The following is a 16,133-nucleotide window of genomic DNA, read 5'->3' as shown; positions in this document are numbered from 1 at the left end:
ATGGCAACAGTTGGCGAGTCGTCCGCACAGAAAAAACAGCGCGCCAAGGTCGCCGGCCCGGAAAGCACCACATTGAATCAGTTTGCCGAACGATACTTCAAGGAGATTCAGCGGCGCGACCGCAAGAACACTACGATGTCGCGCCGCTAGTTCGACTCAATATGGGCCGATAGGAAAACTGATGTTCGGATGCAATCAAACGTCAGCGCACTCATGTCGAAACCAGCATGCAGAAAATAACGATCAACAAAAAACGATATTCGTACGAAAAACTGGCGAATCCCGTATTTTTTCATACGCATCCCATATTCAAGCGCCCATCAAATGTGACAACCTAAATCCGCAATACTCGCCAAAACGACTTGCACTCAGAAATCTGGCTAGTGGCTACGGCGGAGATTTTTCTCAATAATTGGAGATTCATCGATGAACATGCGCGCAAACATAAACGGAAAATCTCAGATCGTAGTTGGAGATCTTACGCCCCATGGAGGGGTCACCATCTCCTGAAATCCTTTCCATACTTGGAATGACATTCCCACTGTGCGAATCGGCGACATTGTCACATGCCCAGAATGTTCGCCCCACATTTTCAAGGTCGCTCAAGGAGTGGCAAGCTTCACCGACAATGAGTTACCAGTGGCTACAGAAGACCACCTACAACTTGCGGCGCGAAGCTCATTGCACGCGCTGCTCCTGCTAGCCCGGCAATTGCCCATACCGCCTTTGTAAGCGGTTCGGGATACGACGAACAATTCATCTTGCACGATCTGGACAGCAATCCAATTCCGGATATGCCATATAAAATCACACAGCAGGCTGTTATTTATTGGAGAGATTTTTGAAATACAACAAAAAAACTACAAGAGGAAAATCAAATTGACGACCAATATTGAACAAGCAACCAAGACAGAGGAGAAGGGGAAGAAATACTTCCTCGAAGGTCGTTACCCGCTCTTGAGCCATGTTCCGACGAGACAATCCGCGCCGTATAGATAGATGCTCGACTGCGCTCAGCCCGAGATTTTTCACCATTTGAATGGTGGATTATTTCCCCAAAATATACAGCCAAGAATATGGCAAATGTCAAAAGACTGCCTTACTACGAAATCAGTCCTGCGGTGCTTCCCTTTGCTACGGCGACGTGGAAAGCTCATGTTGGTTCGCAAGGATGTGTGCCTATCAACACGCCTCAATGCATCTCATACGCTCGGCTTGCGCCAGGTGAAGCCCCCCCACCACCGCCACCTAAGCCCACCCCTGAACAGGTCGAGGCTGAGGCTGCGTTCAAGAAGCTGCTTGCGGCACAACCCAAAGCATCTCCCAAGCCTCCTGCACCTCCCAAAGAGGCTGCTGATGCTGAGGATCATGACAAGATTCCTGAGTTTGACTTGCAGGATGTCCCTGTTGGTATGGAAAAAATGGGTTGGTTCATGGCGGCCAAACTTGCCAGAAGATGGTTTGCCGGTCCCAGTCATATCTACAACGACAAACCTGACTCCGAACAGCCTTTAGATGACATCAGCATCACGCTTAACTGGGCGTTGAAGTATGGCAAGGTAAAAAGCAGATTAAATGAGTTATTTTCAAAAGACATTTATTCTGAAAAAGCACTTGCCCTCATCAAAAAGAAAATTCTTCAGCACGTCACTACCGCGTTCACTGAAACAGCAAGCCAAAGTCCAAACCTCAGCTTCGACATAACCATTGGAACTGACATCAGGCAGTTTCATATAGATTGGCAAATTCAAAGGAAGAAGATCACTACCTTTGACACCCTTAGCGGAACCACCCTAACCGATCTATCAGCCACGCTGGGAAACTTCCTCATCTACGCTGCCATTGGTAGGGTTGAAGTCACGAATGAAAAATTCTTCAAATATGAAAAGCAATCCCACGAATACTGCATTAATTCAGCGGCGAAGCTTACCCATATTTACATCTACATAAAGGATAACTACTCACTCAATGACGACGACCCATCAAAGAGTCAATACCTCGGTCATTGGAATAAAGCAGACATGATTACCTCATATTTAGAAGCAGCCAATGATTTACTCGGTCAAGTTAAGCCCGAGCTAAAAATTAGGATAAGCGGTGATAAAATTGAAGAGGATGAAATTGACTGGGACTACCTCTCAGTCAAGAAAGAGACCGATAAACCAGTTGACACACGCCGTGGATTTTTTGGGAAACTGGTAAAGAAAAACGTATACTGGCCCGTTTACAACCGAACCTATAATGAGTGGCGCTCGAAGCATAATAGAGGCGAAGATTTTATGATTTACAGTAAGCCTCAACTGTTCAAGCTCACGAAACCCATCACCATCAAACTGGGAACCATATGCCGTCCGTACGACAGTATTTCTATCGGTCAGTGAAAAATGTCTTTCTGATCGCCGGATCAATTGCTGCGCTGATTATTGCATACTTAGCCATCGATTGGCTTTTACCAAACAGCATGCACAATGGACTCGTCATCGCCTCTCTTTACTTCATCAAAGAGATCGGCGTTACAATTCTCTTTTTGATTGCACTGTTTTTTGGATACAGAGCATACCGCATTTATAAGACGGAAAAATCGTTCCCCCATGAACTTCTCAAGATGCTGCCAATCATCATTTTTTGGCTCGCCATTGTTATTTTTGGGGCAAACTTCTTTATGGGAAGCGACAGCTACAACTGCACAAAGCACAACTACAATCAGCAACTGAATGGTGGCATCAAAGAATTTCAAGGGGAAAAATATACTATCAACATCTGTGGAAGCGGGGTTAATAATAGCCACTTCCTCGGCGATAACATGGATTCCGTTCAATTGACCGTGCTCGATGCACAAGGTCAAGTTCAGGTCAAAAGGAATTACAAGGTCTTTTGGGATGGGCAGCCGGGTCATGAACCTCTGACCATCGGACCAAACAGCATTACCTACCAAGATGATGATAAGCAAGCGGACTATACGATCACCATGCCACCGACTTTAATCGAAAAACTCAAGGCGCGACTGCCATTTTAGAGTCGCTAACACAACCTGGACATGAGACTGCGAACGTCATATCGTCGCGGCATGGCGACACGCAAAATCAGTAGCGAGTTGTGGGCGACGCTGGAACCGTTGATTCCGAAGTTCACGCCACCTCCCAAGGGTGGACGGCGGCGCACGATCGATGATCGAGCAGCGCTGAACGGCATCCTGTATGTACTGCAGACCGGTATTCCTTGGGAAGACCTCCCTCAGGAGTTGGGCTTTGGCAGTGGTATGACGGGCTGGCGACGTCTACGAGATTGGCGGGACGCCGGCGTATGGGAGCGGCTGCATCTGGCGATGACATGAATCCATGTCCAAGTTTATGTCCAAGCGTCTAAATCGACATCGAGAAATCGCTTTAAATGCAATAGTGTAGGCGGCTTTCTCTTGCTTCTGCATCGAGACGCCGCACGCCTTTACGTCGTTAAACCATCACCCGCCCGGTTCGCGCCCGACCTGTTCGAGCGGCGGGTTGAACCCGAGCACCGTGTACTCCCGCACGGACACCGTTCCTTTCCCCGCCGCGCCCTGCACGACGACCGCGCGCACCGCACCGGCCCGGTCGAATGTCAGGCGGGTGCCGAGGGTCGCGTTGCGCAGCGCCTCCAGTTCCTCGATGCGCGCGATCGCCAGCTTGCGCACCGCGCCGGACACGTACACCGGCAGGAACACCAGCGCGATGAAGATCGACACCGCGTCCTTCCAGGCGGTGTCCAGCACCGGCTGCCCCGACAGCACGAGTGACAGCGAGGTCGCCGCGACGAAGATCGCGAGCACGGTCGCGCCCACGCCGAGCGACGAGAACCGCTCGGACGCCTTCTTCATGCGCGCCTTCACGAGCGCACGCGTGGTCGCGGCGGGCACCAGCCATTCGCGCTGCGCGCCGTAGTACCCGGCGAAGCCGAGGAACAGCGTCGCGACGGCGCTGATGCCGATGGCGGTGTACAGCGCGTCGAACAGCATGCAGATGAATTCGAGCACGAACACGATCACCGGCGGCCACAGCAGCAGACGGAACGAATAGCCGTCGCGGCCGTGCCCGCAGATCCACCATTTCACCGGCGGCAGGTCCCAGAAGCGGCTCTCGCGGCGGAGTGAAAGTTCTTCGTCGTCGGTCAATTCTTCACCTGTGGTGCTCCGTTGCGTCGGGTTCGGCTGATGCAGATGATGCGGCTGATGCCGCTGAAACGGGAATGAATACCTGGGGTTATCGATTGATCCCAAAGATTCATTAGACAGTGTCTCCGCCGCCGCGCGATGCTGGCCCGGCCAGTGAACGCAGCGTCATTGTCACGCCGCGCACGAGAATGGAGTGAGACACATGCCTAACGACCACCGTCAACGGCGCCACACGCTGTGGCTGCTGTGCGCGCTTTCTTTCATCCTCTACGTCGACCGCGTCAACCTCGCGACCGCGGCCGGCGCGATCAAGGCCGAACTCGGCCTGTCGAATACCGAACTCGGCGTCGCATTCTCCGCGTTCGCGTATTCGTATGCAATCTGCCAGATCGGCGGCGGCTGGATCGCCGACCGGTTCGGCGCCCGCATCACGCTGATCGGCTGCGGGCTGATCTGGGTCGTGTCGACCTTCGCCACCGGGCTCGTGCACAGCCTCGGGCTGCTGTTCGCCGCGCGCCTGCTGCTCGGCATCGGCGAAGGCGCGACGCTGCCCGCCCAGGCCCGTGCGATCACCCACTGGTTCCCGCGCGAGCGGCGCGGCGTCGTGCAGGGCTTCACGCATTCGTTCTCGCGGCTCGGCAACGCGGTCACGCCGCCGATCGTCGCCGCGCTGATGACCTGGCTGTCGTGGCGCGCCGCGTTCTTCGTGATCGGCGCGGTCACGCTGGTGTGGCTCGCATGGTGGATCGTCGGCTTCCGCGAACATCCGCTCGGCGACGAAGCCGGCACCGGCCGCACGCGCACCGCCCGCCCTGCGCCGCCCGCCGGCCCGACGCCGTGGGGGCCGCTGTTCCGCCGGATGGCGCCGACCATCTTCGTCTACTTCTGCTACGGCTGGACCGCGTGGCTGTTCTTCACGTGGCTGCCGACGTTCTTCCTGAACGGCCAGGGCCTGAACCTGAAGTCGACCGCGCTGTTCGCGTCCGGCGTGTTCTTCGCGGGCGTGGTCGGCGACACGCTCGGCGGCTGGCTGTGCGACCGGATCTACCGGAAAACCGGCAACCTCGCGCTGTCGCGCCAGAGCGTGATCGTCGCGAGCTTCGTCGGCGCGCTCGTGTGCCTGCTGCCGCTCGCGGTCGTGCATTCGACGGCCGGCGTCGCGCTGTGCCTGTCGGGGTCGTTCCTGTGCCTCGAACTGACGATCGGGCCGATCTGGGCCGTGCCGAGCGACATCGCGCCGACCCACGCCGGCATCGCGAGCGGGATGATGAACGCGGGTTCCGCGATCTCGGGGATCCTGTCGCCGATCCTGTTCGGCTATCTCGTCGATCGCACGGGGAGCTGGACCGTGCCGTTCATCGGCTCGGTCGCGATGCTGCTGATCGGCATCGTCGCCGCGCTGCGGATTCGCCCGGATCGCTCGTTGGCGGAATCGAGGTCGGCGCTCGCTGACGCGCCTGCGGCGCCGTCGGTGCACTGAGGCGGGTCGTCGCGGTTTCGCCTGCGTCGGCCGTCTCGCCGGCATCGCAATCACGCTTCGTTGCGTTCCGCGATGGTGGTGCATGACCGACTCGGCTTGCGCGGTTGGCTTGGTTAGCTTGGTTGGCTTGGTTGGCTTGGTTAGCTCCGCTGATCCGGCTGGTTCGGCTGGTTCGGCTGATCCGGCTGATCCGGCTGATCCGGCTGGCTCGGCTGATCCGGCTGGCTCGGCTGGCTCGGCTGGCTCGGCTGGCTCGGCTGGCTCGGCTGGCTCGGCTGGCTCGGTTGGCTCGGTTGGCTCGGTTGGCTCGGTTGGCTCGGTTGGCTCGGTTGGCTCGGTTGGCTCGGTTGGCTCGGTTGGCTCGGTTGGCTCGGTTGGCTCGGTTGGCTCGGTTGGCCCGGCTGGCTCGGTTGGCTCGGTTGGCTCGGCTGGCTCGGCTGGCTCGGTTGGCCCGGCTGGCTCGGTTGGCCGGGGTAGCTCGGCTGGTTCGGCCGGCTGGGCTGATTCGGCCTGATCGGCTGATTCGGCCAACGCGGCTGATTCGGCCACCTCGGCCGGCGCGGCTGGCTCGGCCGCCTTGGCTGGCAAACCGCGCCGTTACTCGCCGCCATCATCTCCGGCTCCTTCGCGGTGAAACAGCGCAAGAAACTGCTGCGCGGGAATGCTCAGCGGCCGGTCGCGCCGCACAAGGCTGCCGTACGACGGCAGCTTCTGTTCGAGCGTGTAATCGATGATCGCGACGAGCCCGTGCTCCGCATTGCGCTGCGCCACCGTCAGCGGAATCACGCCAAGCATCGTCGAACGGTCGACGAGGTTCATCGTCGTCAGGATCGACCCCGTTTCGACCAGCCCACGCGGCATCGGCTGGTGCCGCGCGTTGAACTCGCGCTCGACGACCTCGCGCGCCGGGCTGCCGGCCGGCTGCAGGATCCACGTGTAATCGAGCAGCGCGTCGAACGCCACCGGCCCCGCCCCCGCGAGCGGATGGTCGCGGCCCGCGATGATCGCGAGCGCCTCGTCGTCCACCACGCGGAAATCGCAATCGGTCCCGACGTGGCGCCCGATCACCACTTCCAGCACACCTTCGCGCAGCTGCGGCATCAACCGGTCGCTCGTATCCACCGCGATGTCGATCGCCAGCAGCGGGTAACGCGCCTTCAACTGCACCAGCGCCTCGGTGAGCCGTCCCGGCGACGCCGCCATGATGCTGCCGATCGCGAGCCGCCCCGCGCTGCCGAGCTGCAGTTCGCCGAGCTCGCGGTTCAACGCCTCGACACTGCCGCGGATTCCGCGGAAATAGCCGAGCACGCGCTCGCCGGCCGGATTCAGCACGAGCCCGCGCCCGACGCGATCGAACAGCCGCTGGCCGAGTGCGCTCTCCAGCTCGGCCAGCATCTTCGTCGCGGCCGGCTGCGTGAGGCCCATCTGGTCGGCCGCCGCGCGCAGCGTCGAGCATTCGTCCACGGCCAGCAGCAGCGCGATCTGCCGCATGCGCAGCCGGTTCAGCAGCTGCGGCGTCGAGTCTCGTCGGTCGATCGAGCCCATCTTTGATTACTCCAGGTTATCGATTCATCAAGAGTTTTCAATTTACCGACTCATTCCGTCTACCTAGCATGAACCCGATAGACAAACGGCCAAGCGCCGCCACCGGAGACACCGCATGAACACCCCCTCGCCCGCCGCCGCCCTGCCCGTCGTCGCGCTGACGCTCGGCGACCCCGCCGGCATCGGCGCCGAACTGATCGCGAAACTGCTCGCCCGTCCCGACGCCACCGCCCGCGCAAATCTCGTGCTGATCGGCGATCGCTGGCTGTGGGAAACCGGCCAGCGCGTCGCGGGCGTGACGGTCGACGTCGAACCCGTCGCGTCGCTCGCCGCCGCGCGCGGCCGGCCGTCGACCGAACGCCCCGCGTTCGTCGCCCTCGACACGATCGATCCGGCCGACGTCACGGTCGGGCAGCCCGGCGCGGCCGGCGGGCGCTCGACGCTGACCGTGCTCGACCTGTGCCTTGACGCCGCGCTCGCGGGCGAGATCGACGCGATCTGCTTCGCGCCGCTGAACAAGTACGCGATGAAGCTCGGCGGGCTGAAGCACGAGGACGAGCTGCACCACTTCGCCGAAGCGCTCGGCGTGACCGGCTACTTCTGCGAATTCAACACGCTCGGCGAGCTGTGGACCGCGCGCATCTCGTCGCACATTCCGCTGAAGGATGCGCCGGGCTACCTGAGCATCGAGCGGATTGAACAGGCATCCGAACTGATCTACCGGTCGCTGCTCGCGAACGGCGTCGCCGCGCCGAAGGTGGCGATTGCCGCGTTCAACCCGCACGGCGGCGACGGCGGCAGCTGCGGCCGCGAGGAAGTCGACATCATCGAGCCGGCGGTGCGCCAGCTGCAGGCGCGCGACTGGCCGACCGACGCGCCGTTCCACGGCCCGTTCCCCGCCGACACGATCTTCCTGAAGGCGCAGGCCGGCGACTACCAGGCGATCGTCACGATGTACCACGACCAGGGGCAGATCGCGATCAAGCTGCTCGGCTTCTCGCGCGGCGTAACGGTGCAGGGCGGGCTGCCCGTGCCGATCACGACGCCCGCGCACGGCACCGCCTACGACATCGCGGGCCGCGGCACGGCCGACGTCGGCGCCACCTGGCAAGCGCTGCAGATCGCGTGCCGGATGGGCGCCGCGCGCCGCGCACAGCCCATTTCCGCCTGACCCGACGGCCCCGCCGGCCGACCGCTTCTCAACACGACAACATCACACCGAACTCCGGAGACACCCGATGAAGATCCGATCCGTGCGCGCCCGCGTCTTCCAGTGGAAAGGCAAGACCGTGCCGCCCCAGGGCAACTTCTGCTCGAACGCGATGGACCTGCTGTACGCGCCGCAGGAAACGATGAGCACGTTCCGCTTCCATTCATGGACGGTCGTCGAAGTCGAGACCGACGACGGCATCGTCGGCCTCGGCAACGTCGCGCTCGCGCCGCACGTCGCGAAGGTGATCATCGACCAGTACCTCGCGCCGCTCGTGATCGGCCAGGACCCGTGGGACTACGAATACCTGAACCAGCGGATGTACCGCGCGACCCACGCATGGGGCCGCAAGGGCATCGGCATGGCCGCGATCTCGGCGGTCGACATCGCGATCTGGGACATCCTCGGCAAGAGCGTCGGCAAGCCCGTGTTCAAGCTGCTCGGCGGCCGCACCAAGGAAAAGGTCCCCTGCTACTACTCGAAGCTCTACCGCACCGACCTGAAGGAGATGCAGGACGAGGCGCAGCGCTACCTAAAGGAAGGCTTCCGCGCGTTCAAGATGCGCTTCGGCTACGGGCCCGCGCACGGGCAGCAGGGCGTGACCGAGAACCTGAAGTCGGTCGCGGCGATCCGCGAGGTGATCGGCTACGACAACGACCTGATGCTCGAGTGCTACATGGGCTGGAACCTCGAATACGCGAAACGCATCCTGCCGAAGCTCGAGAAATACCAGCCGCGCTGGCTGGAGGAACCGGTGATCGCCGACGACATCGACGGCTACGCGGAGCTGAACCAGCTCACGCGCATCCCGATCTCCGGCGGCGAGCACGAGTTCTCGCTGTACGGCTTCAAGCAGTTGCTCGATCGCAAGGCCGTGTCGGTCGTCCAGTACGACACGAACCGCGTCGGCGGGATCACGATGGCGCACAAGATCAACGCGCTGTGCGAGGCGTACAGCGTGCCGGTGATTCCGCATGCGGGCCAGATGCACAACTATCACCTGACGATGAGCACGCTCGCGTCGCCGATGAGCGAGTACTTCCCGATGTTCGACGTCGAGGTCGGCAACGAGCTGTTCTATTACATCTTCGACGGCGAGCCGGTGGCCGAGAACGGCTTCGTGCAACTGCGCGACGACGTGCCGGGCCTCGGCCTCACGCTGAAGACCGAATTCCTCGACCAGTTCGACATCGTCGAGTGAGGCCCGCCATGCACGCACGCTACCAGGGCGTCTTTCCGGTTGTGCCGACGATTTTCGACGCGACCGGCGCGCTCGATCTCGACGGCCAGCGCCGCTGCCTCGAATTCATGATCGATGCCGGCTCGCAGGGCCTCTGCATCCACGCGAACTACTCCGAGCAATTCGCGCTCGGCGACGACGAACGCGACCTGATCACGCGCGCCACGCTCGAGCACGTCGCAGGTCGCGTGCCGGTGATCGTCACGACGTCGCACTTCAGCGCGCGGATCTGCTCGGAACGTAACCGGCGCGCTCAAGCACTCGGCGCGGCGATGGTGATGGTGATGCCGCCGTATCACGGCGCGACGTTCCGCGTGCCGGAGGCGCAGGTGCGCGCGTTCTTCCGCGAAGCCGCCGACGGCCTCGACATTCCGCTGATGATCCAGGATGCGCCCGCGAGCGGCGTCGCGCTGTCCGCGCCGTTCCTCGCGTCGCTCGCCCGCGAGATCGACGCGGTGTCGTACTTCAAGATCGAGACGGCCGGCGCCGCGTCGAAGCTGCGCGAACTGATCGCGCTCGGCGGCGATGCGATCGAGGGGCCGTGGGACGGCGAGGAAGGCATCACGCTGCTCGCCGATCTCGATGCCGGCGCGACCGGCGCGATGACGGGCGGCGGCTATCCGGACGGGATTCGCCAAATCACCGACGCGTATTTCGCCGGCCGTCGCGACGAAGCGGTCGCGCAGTACGCGCGCTGGCTGCCGCTGATCAACTACGAGAACCGTCAGTCGGGATTCCTGACCGCGAAGGCGCTGATGCGCGAAGGCGGCGTGATCGCGTGCGACGCGCCGCGCGCACCGTGGCCCGAGCTGCACCCCCAGGTGCGCGCCGGCTTGCTCGACGCGGCGCGGCGGCTCGATCCGCTCGTGCTGCGCTGGGGGCGCTAGGCGCGAGGCACCCGGCATCGGTTCACCCGTGCAACGCCGCAAGGCGTTGCGCACCGGCGCGTCACGGCGTGACAGCGGTCCATCAGAAGACCGTCGCCGCCATTACCAAGATTGGAGACACCATGACCCTGTTGAACCCGGCCACCCCGGCCTACGAAGCCGGCGAAGCCATTCCGCGCCGCCGCTGGCTGCGCGTGATTCCGCCGCTGCTGCTCGCCTGCATCATTTCGTACATGGACCGCGTGAACATCGCGTTCGCGATGCCCGGCGGGATGAACGCCGATCTCGGCATGGACGCGACGATGGCCGGCCTCGCCGGCGGCATCTTCTTCTTCGGCTACCTGTTCCTGCAGATTCCCGGCGGCCGGCGCGCGGCGCTCGGCAGCGGCAAGACCTTAATCGCATGGTCGCTCGTGAGCTGGGCCGTGCTGTCGGTGCTGACCGGGCTCGTCACGCATACCTGGCAACTGCTGACGCTGCGCTTCCTGCTCGGCGTGGCCGAGGGCGGGATGCTGCCGGTCGTGCTGACGATGGTCAGCCACTGGTTTCCCGACCGCGAGCGCGGCCGCGCGAATGCGATGGTCATCATGTTCGTGCCGCTCGCCGGCATGATCACCGCGCCGCTGTCCGGCTTCATCCTGGCCGCGTACGACTGGCATCACCTGTTCTTCAGTGCGGGCGCGCTGTCGCTGCTGTGCCTCGTCGTGTGGCTGATGTTCGCCGACGACGGCCCGGAGACCGCGCGCTGGGTGTCGCCGCGCGAGAAGGCCTACATCCTCGACGCGCTGCGCGAAGAGCAGGAACGCAAGCGCGCGGCCGGCACGCCGGCGGCCGCGTCGTTCGGCGAGCTGCTGCGCAACCCGACGATCTGGCTGTTGATCGCCATCAACTTCTGCTATCAGGTGGGCATCTACGGCTATACGATGTGGTTGCCCACCCTGCTGAAAAACCTCACGCATACCGGGATGGGCAAGATCGGCCTGCTCGCGATGCTCCCGTATGTCGCGATGGTGATCGGCATGTTCGTCACGTCGTATTTGTCTGACCGAACCGGCAAGCGCCGCCTGTTCGTGCTGCTGCCGCTCGTCGGCTTCGCCGCGTGCCTGGCGCTGTCGGTGCTCACGCATGCGTCGATGGCCGTGTCGTTCGCGTTCCTGATCGGCTGCGGCTTCTTCCTGCAGGCGGCCGCCGGCGTGTTCTGGGCGATTCCGCCGAAGCTCTGCAGCGTCGAGACGGCCGGCAGCGCGCGCGGCCTGATCAACGCGCTCGGCAATCTCGGCGGCTTCTGCGGCCCGTATGCGGTCGGAGTGCTGACCCAGCACGTGAGCGCGGCGGCCGGCGTGTACAGCCTCGCGATCACGCTCGCGGTGGCCGGCCTGCTCGCGCTGACGCTGCCGAAACGCTGCGAGGACTGACACCGGATACACGAATACGCAGGCTTGCTGACGAATCGACGGAGACCCCACCATGAACGACATCCTGTTGCTGGTGCAGAAATGCGCCCACACCTTCAGCTTCTACGACCTCGACACCAAGACCGCGCTCAAGCACGTCGTGCTGCCGAACTTCCCGCACGAGTTCACCGTCGACGTGAACGAGCGTTTTGCTTACGTCGGCATCTTCGGGATCGAGACCGCGTGGTCACGCGGCCATGACGGCGATCACCGGATCGCCGAGATCGATCTCGTCGAACGCACGCATACGCGCATGCTCGACCTGTGGCCGTACTACCGGCCGCACGGGATGGCGAGCGACCGAGACGGCCGGCTGTACGCGATGAGCGAGGCGCACGACATGCTGCTCGTGTTCGACGAGCCGACCCGACAGCCCGTGCCGAACATGGCCGTGCCGTCCGGCGGCGTGAAGACGCACCTCGTCACGCTCACGCGCGATGCGAGCCGTGCGTACGGCGTGCATCTGCTGTCGAATACGGTCACGCAATTCCATCCGCGCGACGCGACCGTCGCGCCGCGCGCTGTGATGCCCGGCCCGCGCCCCGAAGGCAATGCGCTGTCGAGCGACGAGCGCACGCTGTTCGTCGCGAATCGCGGCGACGATACGCTGGTCGAGATCGACACCGACACGATGACCTGCGGCCGCCGCGTGAAGACGCGCAGCGATCCGAACCGCATCTACCGCACGAGCGCGCCCGACGGCCGCGACCTGCTGCTGCTGACCAATTCGGGCGAGCAGTCGATCTCCGTGTTCGATGCGCGGCAGCTCGAGGAGATCGAACGCATCGCGCTGCCCGCGAACCCGACCGCGCTGTCGTTTCATCCGTCGCGGCGCGTCGCGTACGTGTCGTTCCAGGACGACTACGTGCGCGAGCTCGATCTCGATACGTGGCGTTTCGTCGGCGCATTGGCAACGCTGCGCGAGCCCGATGCGTCGTACGTGCTCGCGGGAGCGCGCTGACATGCACGACGCGTCACCGCCCGACGGCATGCCGGATGCGCTCGTCGATGCACATCATCACCTGTGGCGACTCGATGCCGGTGCGCACTATCCGTGGCTGCAGGAGGACTACGATCCGGTGCGCTTCATGTTCGGCGACTACGCGGTGCTGTGCCGCGATTTCAGGGTGGACGCGCTCCGGCACGCGGCGCAGGGCGCACCGATCGTCGCGAGCGTGCACGTCGAGGCCGAACGTGCGCGTGATGAGGCGCTGGCGGAAACGCGCTGGCTGCATGAAGTCGCCGAGTCGCATGGGCTACCGTCGGCGGTCGTCGCGTGGGTCGACCTGCTCGCGGATGATGCGGATGAGCGGCTTGCCGAGCAGGCGGCGTGGCCACGCGTGCGTGGCGTGCGCTTCAAGCCGCGCGCCTCGGCCGCGCCGAACGTGTCAGTCGACGGACCGGGCACGCTGCGCGATCCGCGCTGGCCGGCCGCGCTGGCGCGCCTCGCCGCGCATGGGCTGTGCTGGGATCTGCGCGTGCCGTTCTGGCATCTCGAGGAAGCGGCTTCGATGCTCGCCGATACACCGGATGTCGACGTCGTGCTCGAACATGCAGGGCTGCCGTGGGATCGCTCGGACGCGGGCCTCGCGCGATGGCGACGCGGCATGGAGGCGCTTGCCGCGTCGCCGCGCGTGACCGTGAAGATCTCCGAACTCGGCCTGCGCGACGCGGTGTGGAACGAAGCGGACAACGCACGGATCATCCGCGACACGATCGCGATCTTCGGCGCGCAGCGCTGCCTGTTCGCCAGCAACTTTCCGGTGGCGGGGCTGCGTGTGTCGTATCCCGCGCTGCTGCGCACGTTCGCTCGTGCGATGACGCATCTCGATGATGCCGAGCGTCGCGCGATCTGGCATGACAACGCGCTGCGGGTGTACCGGATCGCGCTTGACGTGCCACACGGGCCGGCGCGCGGATAGCGCTGCTTTCCGCACTCCATCCCTCGAGCGTCAAATGACACTCATGCGTCGTCAGCTACGAAGCGGCAGAGTTACTTGCGGCTCAAGTGCCTGCAAGACAGTGTGGGTATTCAAAATGTCCTGATAAAGGTTTGCGTGCTTCGGCGCCCTCACCGTCACAACGAGAGCGTATCTAATGCGCTCTGCGCCTGAAGCCACGCCACCGGCATCGCGTGCGTTGTAGTGCACGTCAAAAACCGACTCCTTCAGGCTAGCCCCTCGGAACGAATGTTCCGCATGCAAGACCGTTTCCCATTTATGAAGATCTGCGCGTAGCTCCGCTTCCGTGCGCCACTCGTTGGCTGGGAAGAAGCTTTGCGGAGTCGCGTGCTGCGCTCCCGGCTTACGCTTATCCACGTGTGGGCGAAAAGTGATGCCCAACCCAGCTTTTGTGTAAGCGCTCGAATCCTGAGGGTCAACAGGGCTGGCATAACAAAACGTGGCGCTAAGGGTAACTTTCCCTTCTAAAGGTGCCAATGGCAGAGGCACTGGTGCGCGTAGAAATTTGCCAGGACGCAATTCACCTTGATAGATAATGCGCGCGACACCATCACCACAAGTAATCAGCGTATTCAGATCGATGGGTACCATGCCCCACCCTACTGAGTCGACCGACTCCCCTTCTTGTGTTTCGCACCCGTGGATCATCAACGCCTTGATGGTCAGTGGGGCGATTGCGCTACCAAGAATCGCGCTAATACCGACGGCAGTGCGTAGTGCAAAGGGTGCGGCAAAACTCGTCCCCAGAGTTGCAACCAAATCCCGCCTGTTGCCCGGCGCAACAACGTGGAAGTATTCATGCGGTGAACCACCGAATGCGACCAAATCCGGCTTTCTTCGTCCAGGGCTTCGGCCCGGCCCTACAGCACTGTAGCTGGATTTACTCCAATTGCTACTGGTTCGATTAACTGCACCTACCGACAAGGCATTGACGCTATCTGCAGGTACTTGTATGCGATTCAGTCCGGCTTCGGCATCGTTCTCTCCGTTATTACCGATTGCGACGCTCATTAACGTTTCGCCGTCACTGAGAATGTCATCAATGACCGCAGTCCAAGCGTGAACGTCATTGTCCTCAACACAGAGGTCAGGGCCGAGGCTGAGGTTCACAAACTGGTATGACCGCGAGAGCAACACCGTCTCGACATGCCCGAGTGTTCGGTACAGCTCGTATGGATCTTCTTCATCCGATTTTGCGTCGAGAACCCGATGATGATCGACCGTCGCATAGGGGCGATGAGCTTGGCTACCAGGCTCAATGGGACCAAAGAGAAGCGCCGATGTAACGCCAAGTCCGTGCGCCAAGTAGGGATCGACATCATCTGCATCCTCATCCGAGAGGAAGTAGCGTCGCACGTAGTCGCCGAGAACGTGGGCATCGGGCAGACCACCATCCAGCACTGCCACTCGTGGTTCTCTGGACAAAGGCTCGCCGGCAGGAAGGTCAAACGACACGGCAACTGGAGTACTTCGCGTTAGCGGCCTCGCCGCACGCAGGCGAGGCATCTCGCGAATAACTCGCATTAGCGTAAAAAGTGCAAGTCGCTCCAAGTGTTCCTGAGGCCCTTCGACAGGCAAGAACAGTAGCTGCCCCGCTTGGAAATCGAACGCAGGATTAACGACAAAACCACATGTCTGTGCGTACTTTGCGAAAATGGCGCGCAGTTGGCCCGGGTCTTCGCCGGCTGGGACATGCAGGCCCACTTCAAAAACGTGCACCCCACTAGTCGAACCGAGACGGATACGGTCCACCGGACTCATAGGAGCGATGCTCTCGATCTGAGAAAATTCCATCCCTTCGCGCGTTCCCGGTTCAAGCGTTCGTGCGTAAGCGTCAAGATTTCGTAGAATTGAGCGCCTCCCAGCAACAAAGAGCTGAGTGGTATCGGATTCTGATGGAGCTTTCGTAGAAGCCTTCTTTCTCGGTCGAACACGTTGAGTACGACTACCCAAATGCTGTAGACCAGCCGCTTGAAGCAGATGCCTCGGAAAGTACGACTTCGCAAGGTACGCGGGATGGAGGGTGACCATAGCTACTGCGAGATCATCGGGACAGGCCGCGTCCGGGAGTCTCGCAAAAGACTGGTTTGCAGAGTCAATCTGCGGCAAAAGCGCCCGCCTCGCCTCCGCCAAAGTATACGGACGCGCCTTCTCGCCAGGTTTTTTCTTTGGGGCGTCAATTGAGTAGGTTAATAGTTCGCCTTTGCCG

General features: G+C 61.8%; 13 protein-coding genes and 2 pseudogenes. 12 read left to right on the top strand and 3 right to left on the bottom strand.

Features of this window, described 5'->3' with window-relative positions; translation table 11 throughout:
* The 5 genes and pseudogenes from CFB40_RS38680 to CFB40_RS18095 form a co-directional block, all read left to right on the top strand.
* Positions 1-150, top strand: a complete 150-nt coding sequence (locus tag CFB40_RS38680; protein ID WP_174975508.1) for a hypothetical protein — start codon at positions 1-3, stop codon at positions 148-150.
* A 378-nt stretch (positions 151-528) separates the two neighbouring features.
* Positions 529-732 (top strand): annotated as a pseudogene (locus tag CFB40_RS39115) (PAAR domain-containing protein); the annotation flags it as partial.
* A gap of 344 nt (positions 733-1,076) precedes the next feature.
* Positions 1,077-2,381, top strand: coding sequence for a DUF6402 family protein (locus tag CFB40_RS18105; protein WP_089431959.1), 1,305 nt, complete (start codon positions 1,077-1,079; stop codon positions 2,379-2,381).
* Positions 2,378-3,016: a hypothetical protein gene (locus CFB40_RS18100; protein ID WP_256976832.1), complete on the top strand. Its 639-nt coding sequence runs from the start codon at positions 2,378-2,380 to the stop codon at positions 3,014-3,016. The genes CFB40_RS18105 and CFB40_RS18100 overlap by 4 nt, the downstream gene beginning before the upstream one ends.
* A gap of 51 nt (positions 3,017-3,067) precedes the next feature.
* Positions 3,068-3,319, top strand: a pseudogene (locus CFB40_RS18095) (transposase); the annotation flags it as partial.
* 141 nt (positions 3,320-3,460) lie between these two features.
* Here the strand turns inward: CFB40_RS18095 and CFB40_RS18090 are convergent.
* Positions 3,461-4,147, bottom strand: a complete 687-nt coding sequence (locus CFB40_RS18090; RefSeq protein WP_089431958.1) for a hypothetical protein — start codon at positions 4,145-4,147, stop codon at positions 3,461-3,463.
* A 202-nt stretch (positions 4,148-4,349) separates the two neighbouring features.
* On the opposite strand from CFB40_RS18090, the gene CFB40_RS18085 reads away from it, so the two are divergent.
* Complete coding sequence (locus tag CFB40_RS18085; RefSeq protein ID WP_089428622.1) at positions 4,350-5,627, top strand: MFS transporter; 1,278 nt, start codon at positions 4,350-4,352, stop codon at positions 5,625-5,627.
* Positions 5,628-6,224: 597 nt separating this feature from the next.
* Here CFB40_RS18085 and CFB40_RS18080 read toward each other — a convergent pair.
* Complete coding sequence (locus CFB40_RS18080) at positions 6,225-7,172, bottom strand: LysR family transcriptional regulator (RefSeq protein ID WP_089428624.1); 948 nt, start codon at positions 7,170-7,172, stop codon at positions 6,225-6,227.
* Between the two features lie 115 nt (positions 7,173-7,287).
* Here CFB40_RS18080 and CFB40_RS18075 point away from each other — a divergent pair, with 115 nt between their 5' ends.
* The 6 genes from CFB40_RS18075 to CFB40_RS18050 all read left to right on the top strand — a co-directional run bounded on the left by CFB40_RS18075 (position 7,288) and on the right by CFB40_RS18050 (position 13,885).
* The gene (locus CFB40_RS18075) at positions 7,288-8,343 is read left to right on the top strand and encodes a 4-hydroxythreonine-4-phosphate dehydrogenase PdxA (protein WP_089431957.1); all 1,056 of its coding nucleotides are present in this window, start codon (positions 7,288-7,290) and stop codon (positions 8,341-8,343) included.
* Positions 8,344-8,410: 67 nt separating this feature from the next.
* Positions 8,411-9,583, top strand: coding sequence for an L-rhamnonate dehydratase (locus CFB40_RS18070; RefSeq protein WP_089428626.1), 1,173 nt, complete (start codon positions 8,411-8,413; stop codon positions 9,581-9,583).
* Between the two features lie 8 nt (positions 9,584-9,591).
* Positions 9,592-10,509: a dihydrodipicolinate synthase family protein gene (locus tag CFB40_RS18065; RefSeq protein ID WP_089431956.1), complete on the top strand. Its 918-nt coding sequence runs from the start codon at positions 9,592-9,594 to the stop codon at positions 10,507-10,509.
* A 122-nt stretch (positions 10,510-10,631) separates the two neighbouring features.
* Complete coding sequence (locus CFB40_RS18060) at positions 10,632-11,924, top strand: MFS transporter (RefSeq protein WP_089431955.1); 1,293 nt, start codon at positions 10,632-10,634, stop codon at positions 11,922-11,924.
* A 52-nt stretch (positions 11,925-11,976) separates the two neighbouring features.
* Positions 11,977-12,924, top strand: a complete 948-nt coding sequence (locus tag CFB40_RS18055; protein WP_089431954.1) for a YncE family protein — start codon at positions 11,977-11,979, stop codon at positions 12,922-12,924.
* Between the two features lies 1 nt (position 12,925).
* Positions 12,926-13,885, top strand: coding sequence for an amidohydrolase family protein (locus CFB40_RS18050; RefSeq protein ID WP_089431953.1), 960 nt, complete (start codon positions 12,926-12,928; stop codon positions 13,883-13,885).
* A gap of 51 nt (positions 13,886-13,936) precedes the next feature.
* On the opposite strand, the gene CFB40_RS18045 is transcribed toward CFB40_RS18050, so the two are convergent.
* On the bottom strand, positions 13,937-15,718 hold the full coding sequence (locus CFB40_RS18045) for a S8 family peptidase (RefSeq protein ID WP_241025843.1): 1,782 nt from the start codon (positions 15,716-15,718) through the stop codon (positions 13,937-13,939).
* Between the last annotated feature and the right edge of the window lie 415 nt (positions 15,719-16,133).

It is taken from the genome of Burkholderia sp. AU31652 (assembly GCF_002223155.1).
GTDB lineage: Bacteria > Pseudomonadota > Gammaproteobacteria > Burkholderiales > Burkholderiaceae > Burkholderia.
The sequence above is the reverse complement of the archived record's forward strand: the minus strand, read 5'-3'. Positions and strand labels throughout refer to the sequence as shown.

Bases quoted from the DNA above. Each gene is read 5' to 3' on its own strand.
- CFB40_RS18050 (WP_089431953.1), top strand. From the start codon at position 12,926: ATGCACGACGCGTCACCGCCCGACGGCATGCCGGATGCGCTCGTCGAT.
- CFB40_RS18080 (WP_089428624.1), bottom strand. From the start codon at position 7,172: ATGGGCTCGATCGACCGACGAGACTCGACGCCGCAGCTGCTGAACCGG.
- CFB40_RS18055 (WP_089431954.1), top strand. From the start codon at position 11,977: ATGAACGACATCCTGTTGCTGGTGCAGAAATGCGCCCACACCTTCAGC.
- CFB40_RS18085 (WP_089428622.1), top strand. From the start codon at position 4,350: ATGCCTAACGACCACCGTCAACGGCGCCACACGCTGTGGCTGCTGTGC.
- CFB40_RS38680 (WP_174975508.1), top strand. From the start codon at position 1: ATGGCAACAGTTGGCGAGTCGTCCGCACAGAAAAAACAGCGCGCCAAG.
- CFB40_RS18075 (WP_089431957.1), top strand. From the start codon at position 7,288: ATGAACACCCCCTCGCCCGCCGCCGCCCTGCCCGTCGTCGCGCTGACG.
- CFB40_RS18065 (WP_089431956.1), top strand. From the start codon at position 9,592: ATGCACGCACGCTACCAGGGCGTCTTTCCGGTTGTGCCGACGATTTTC.
- CFB40_RS18045 (WP_241025843.1), bottom strand. From the start codon at position 15,718: ATGGAATTTTCTCAGATCGAGAGCATCGCTCCTATGAGTCCGGTGGAC.
- CFB40_RS18105 (WP_089431959.1), top strand. From the start codon at position 1,077: ATGGCAAATGTCAAAAGACTGCCTTACTACGAAATCAGTCCTGCGGTG.
- CFB40_RS18060 (WP_089431955.1), top strand. From the start codon at position 10,632: ATGACCCTGTTGAACCCGGCCACCCCGGCCTACGAAGCCGGCGAAGCC.
- CFB40_RS18070 (WP_089428626.1), top strand. From the start codon at position 8,411: ATGAAGATCCGATCCGTGCGCGCCCGCGTCTTCCAGTGGAAAGGCAAG.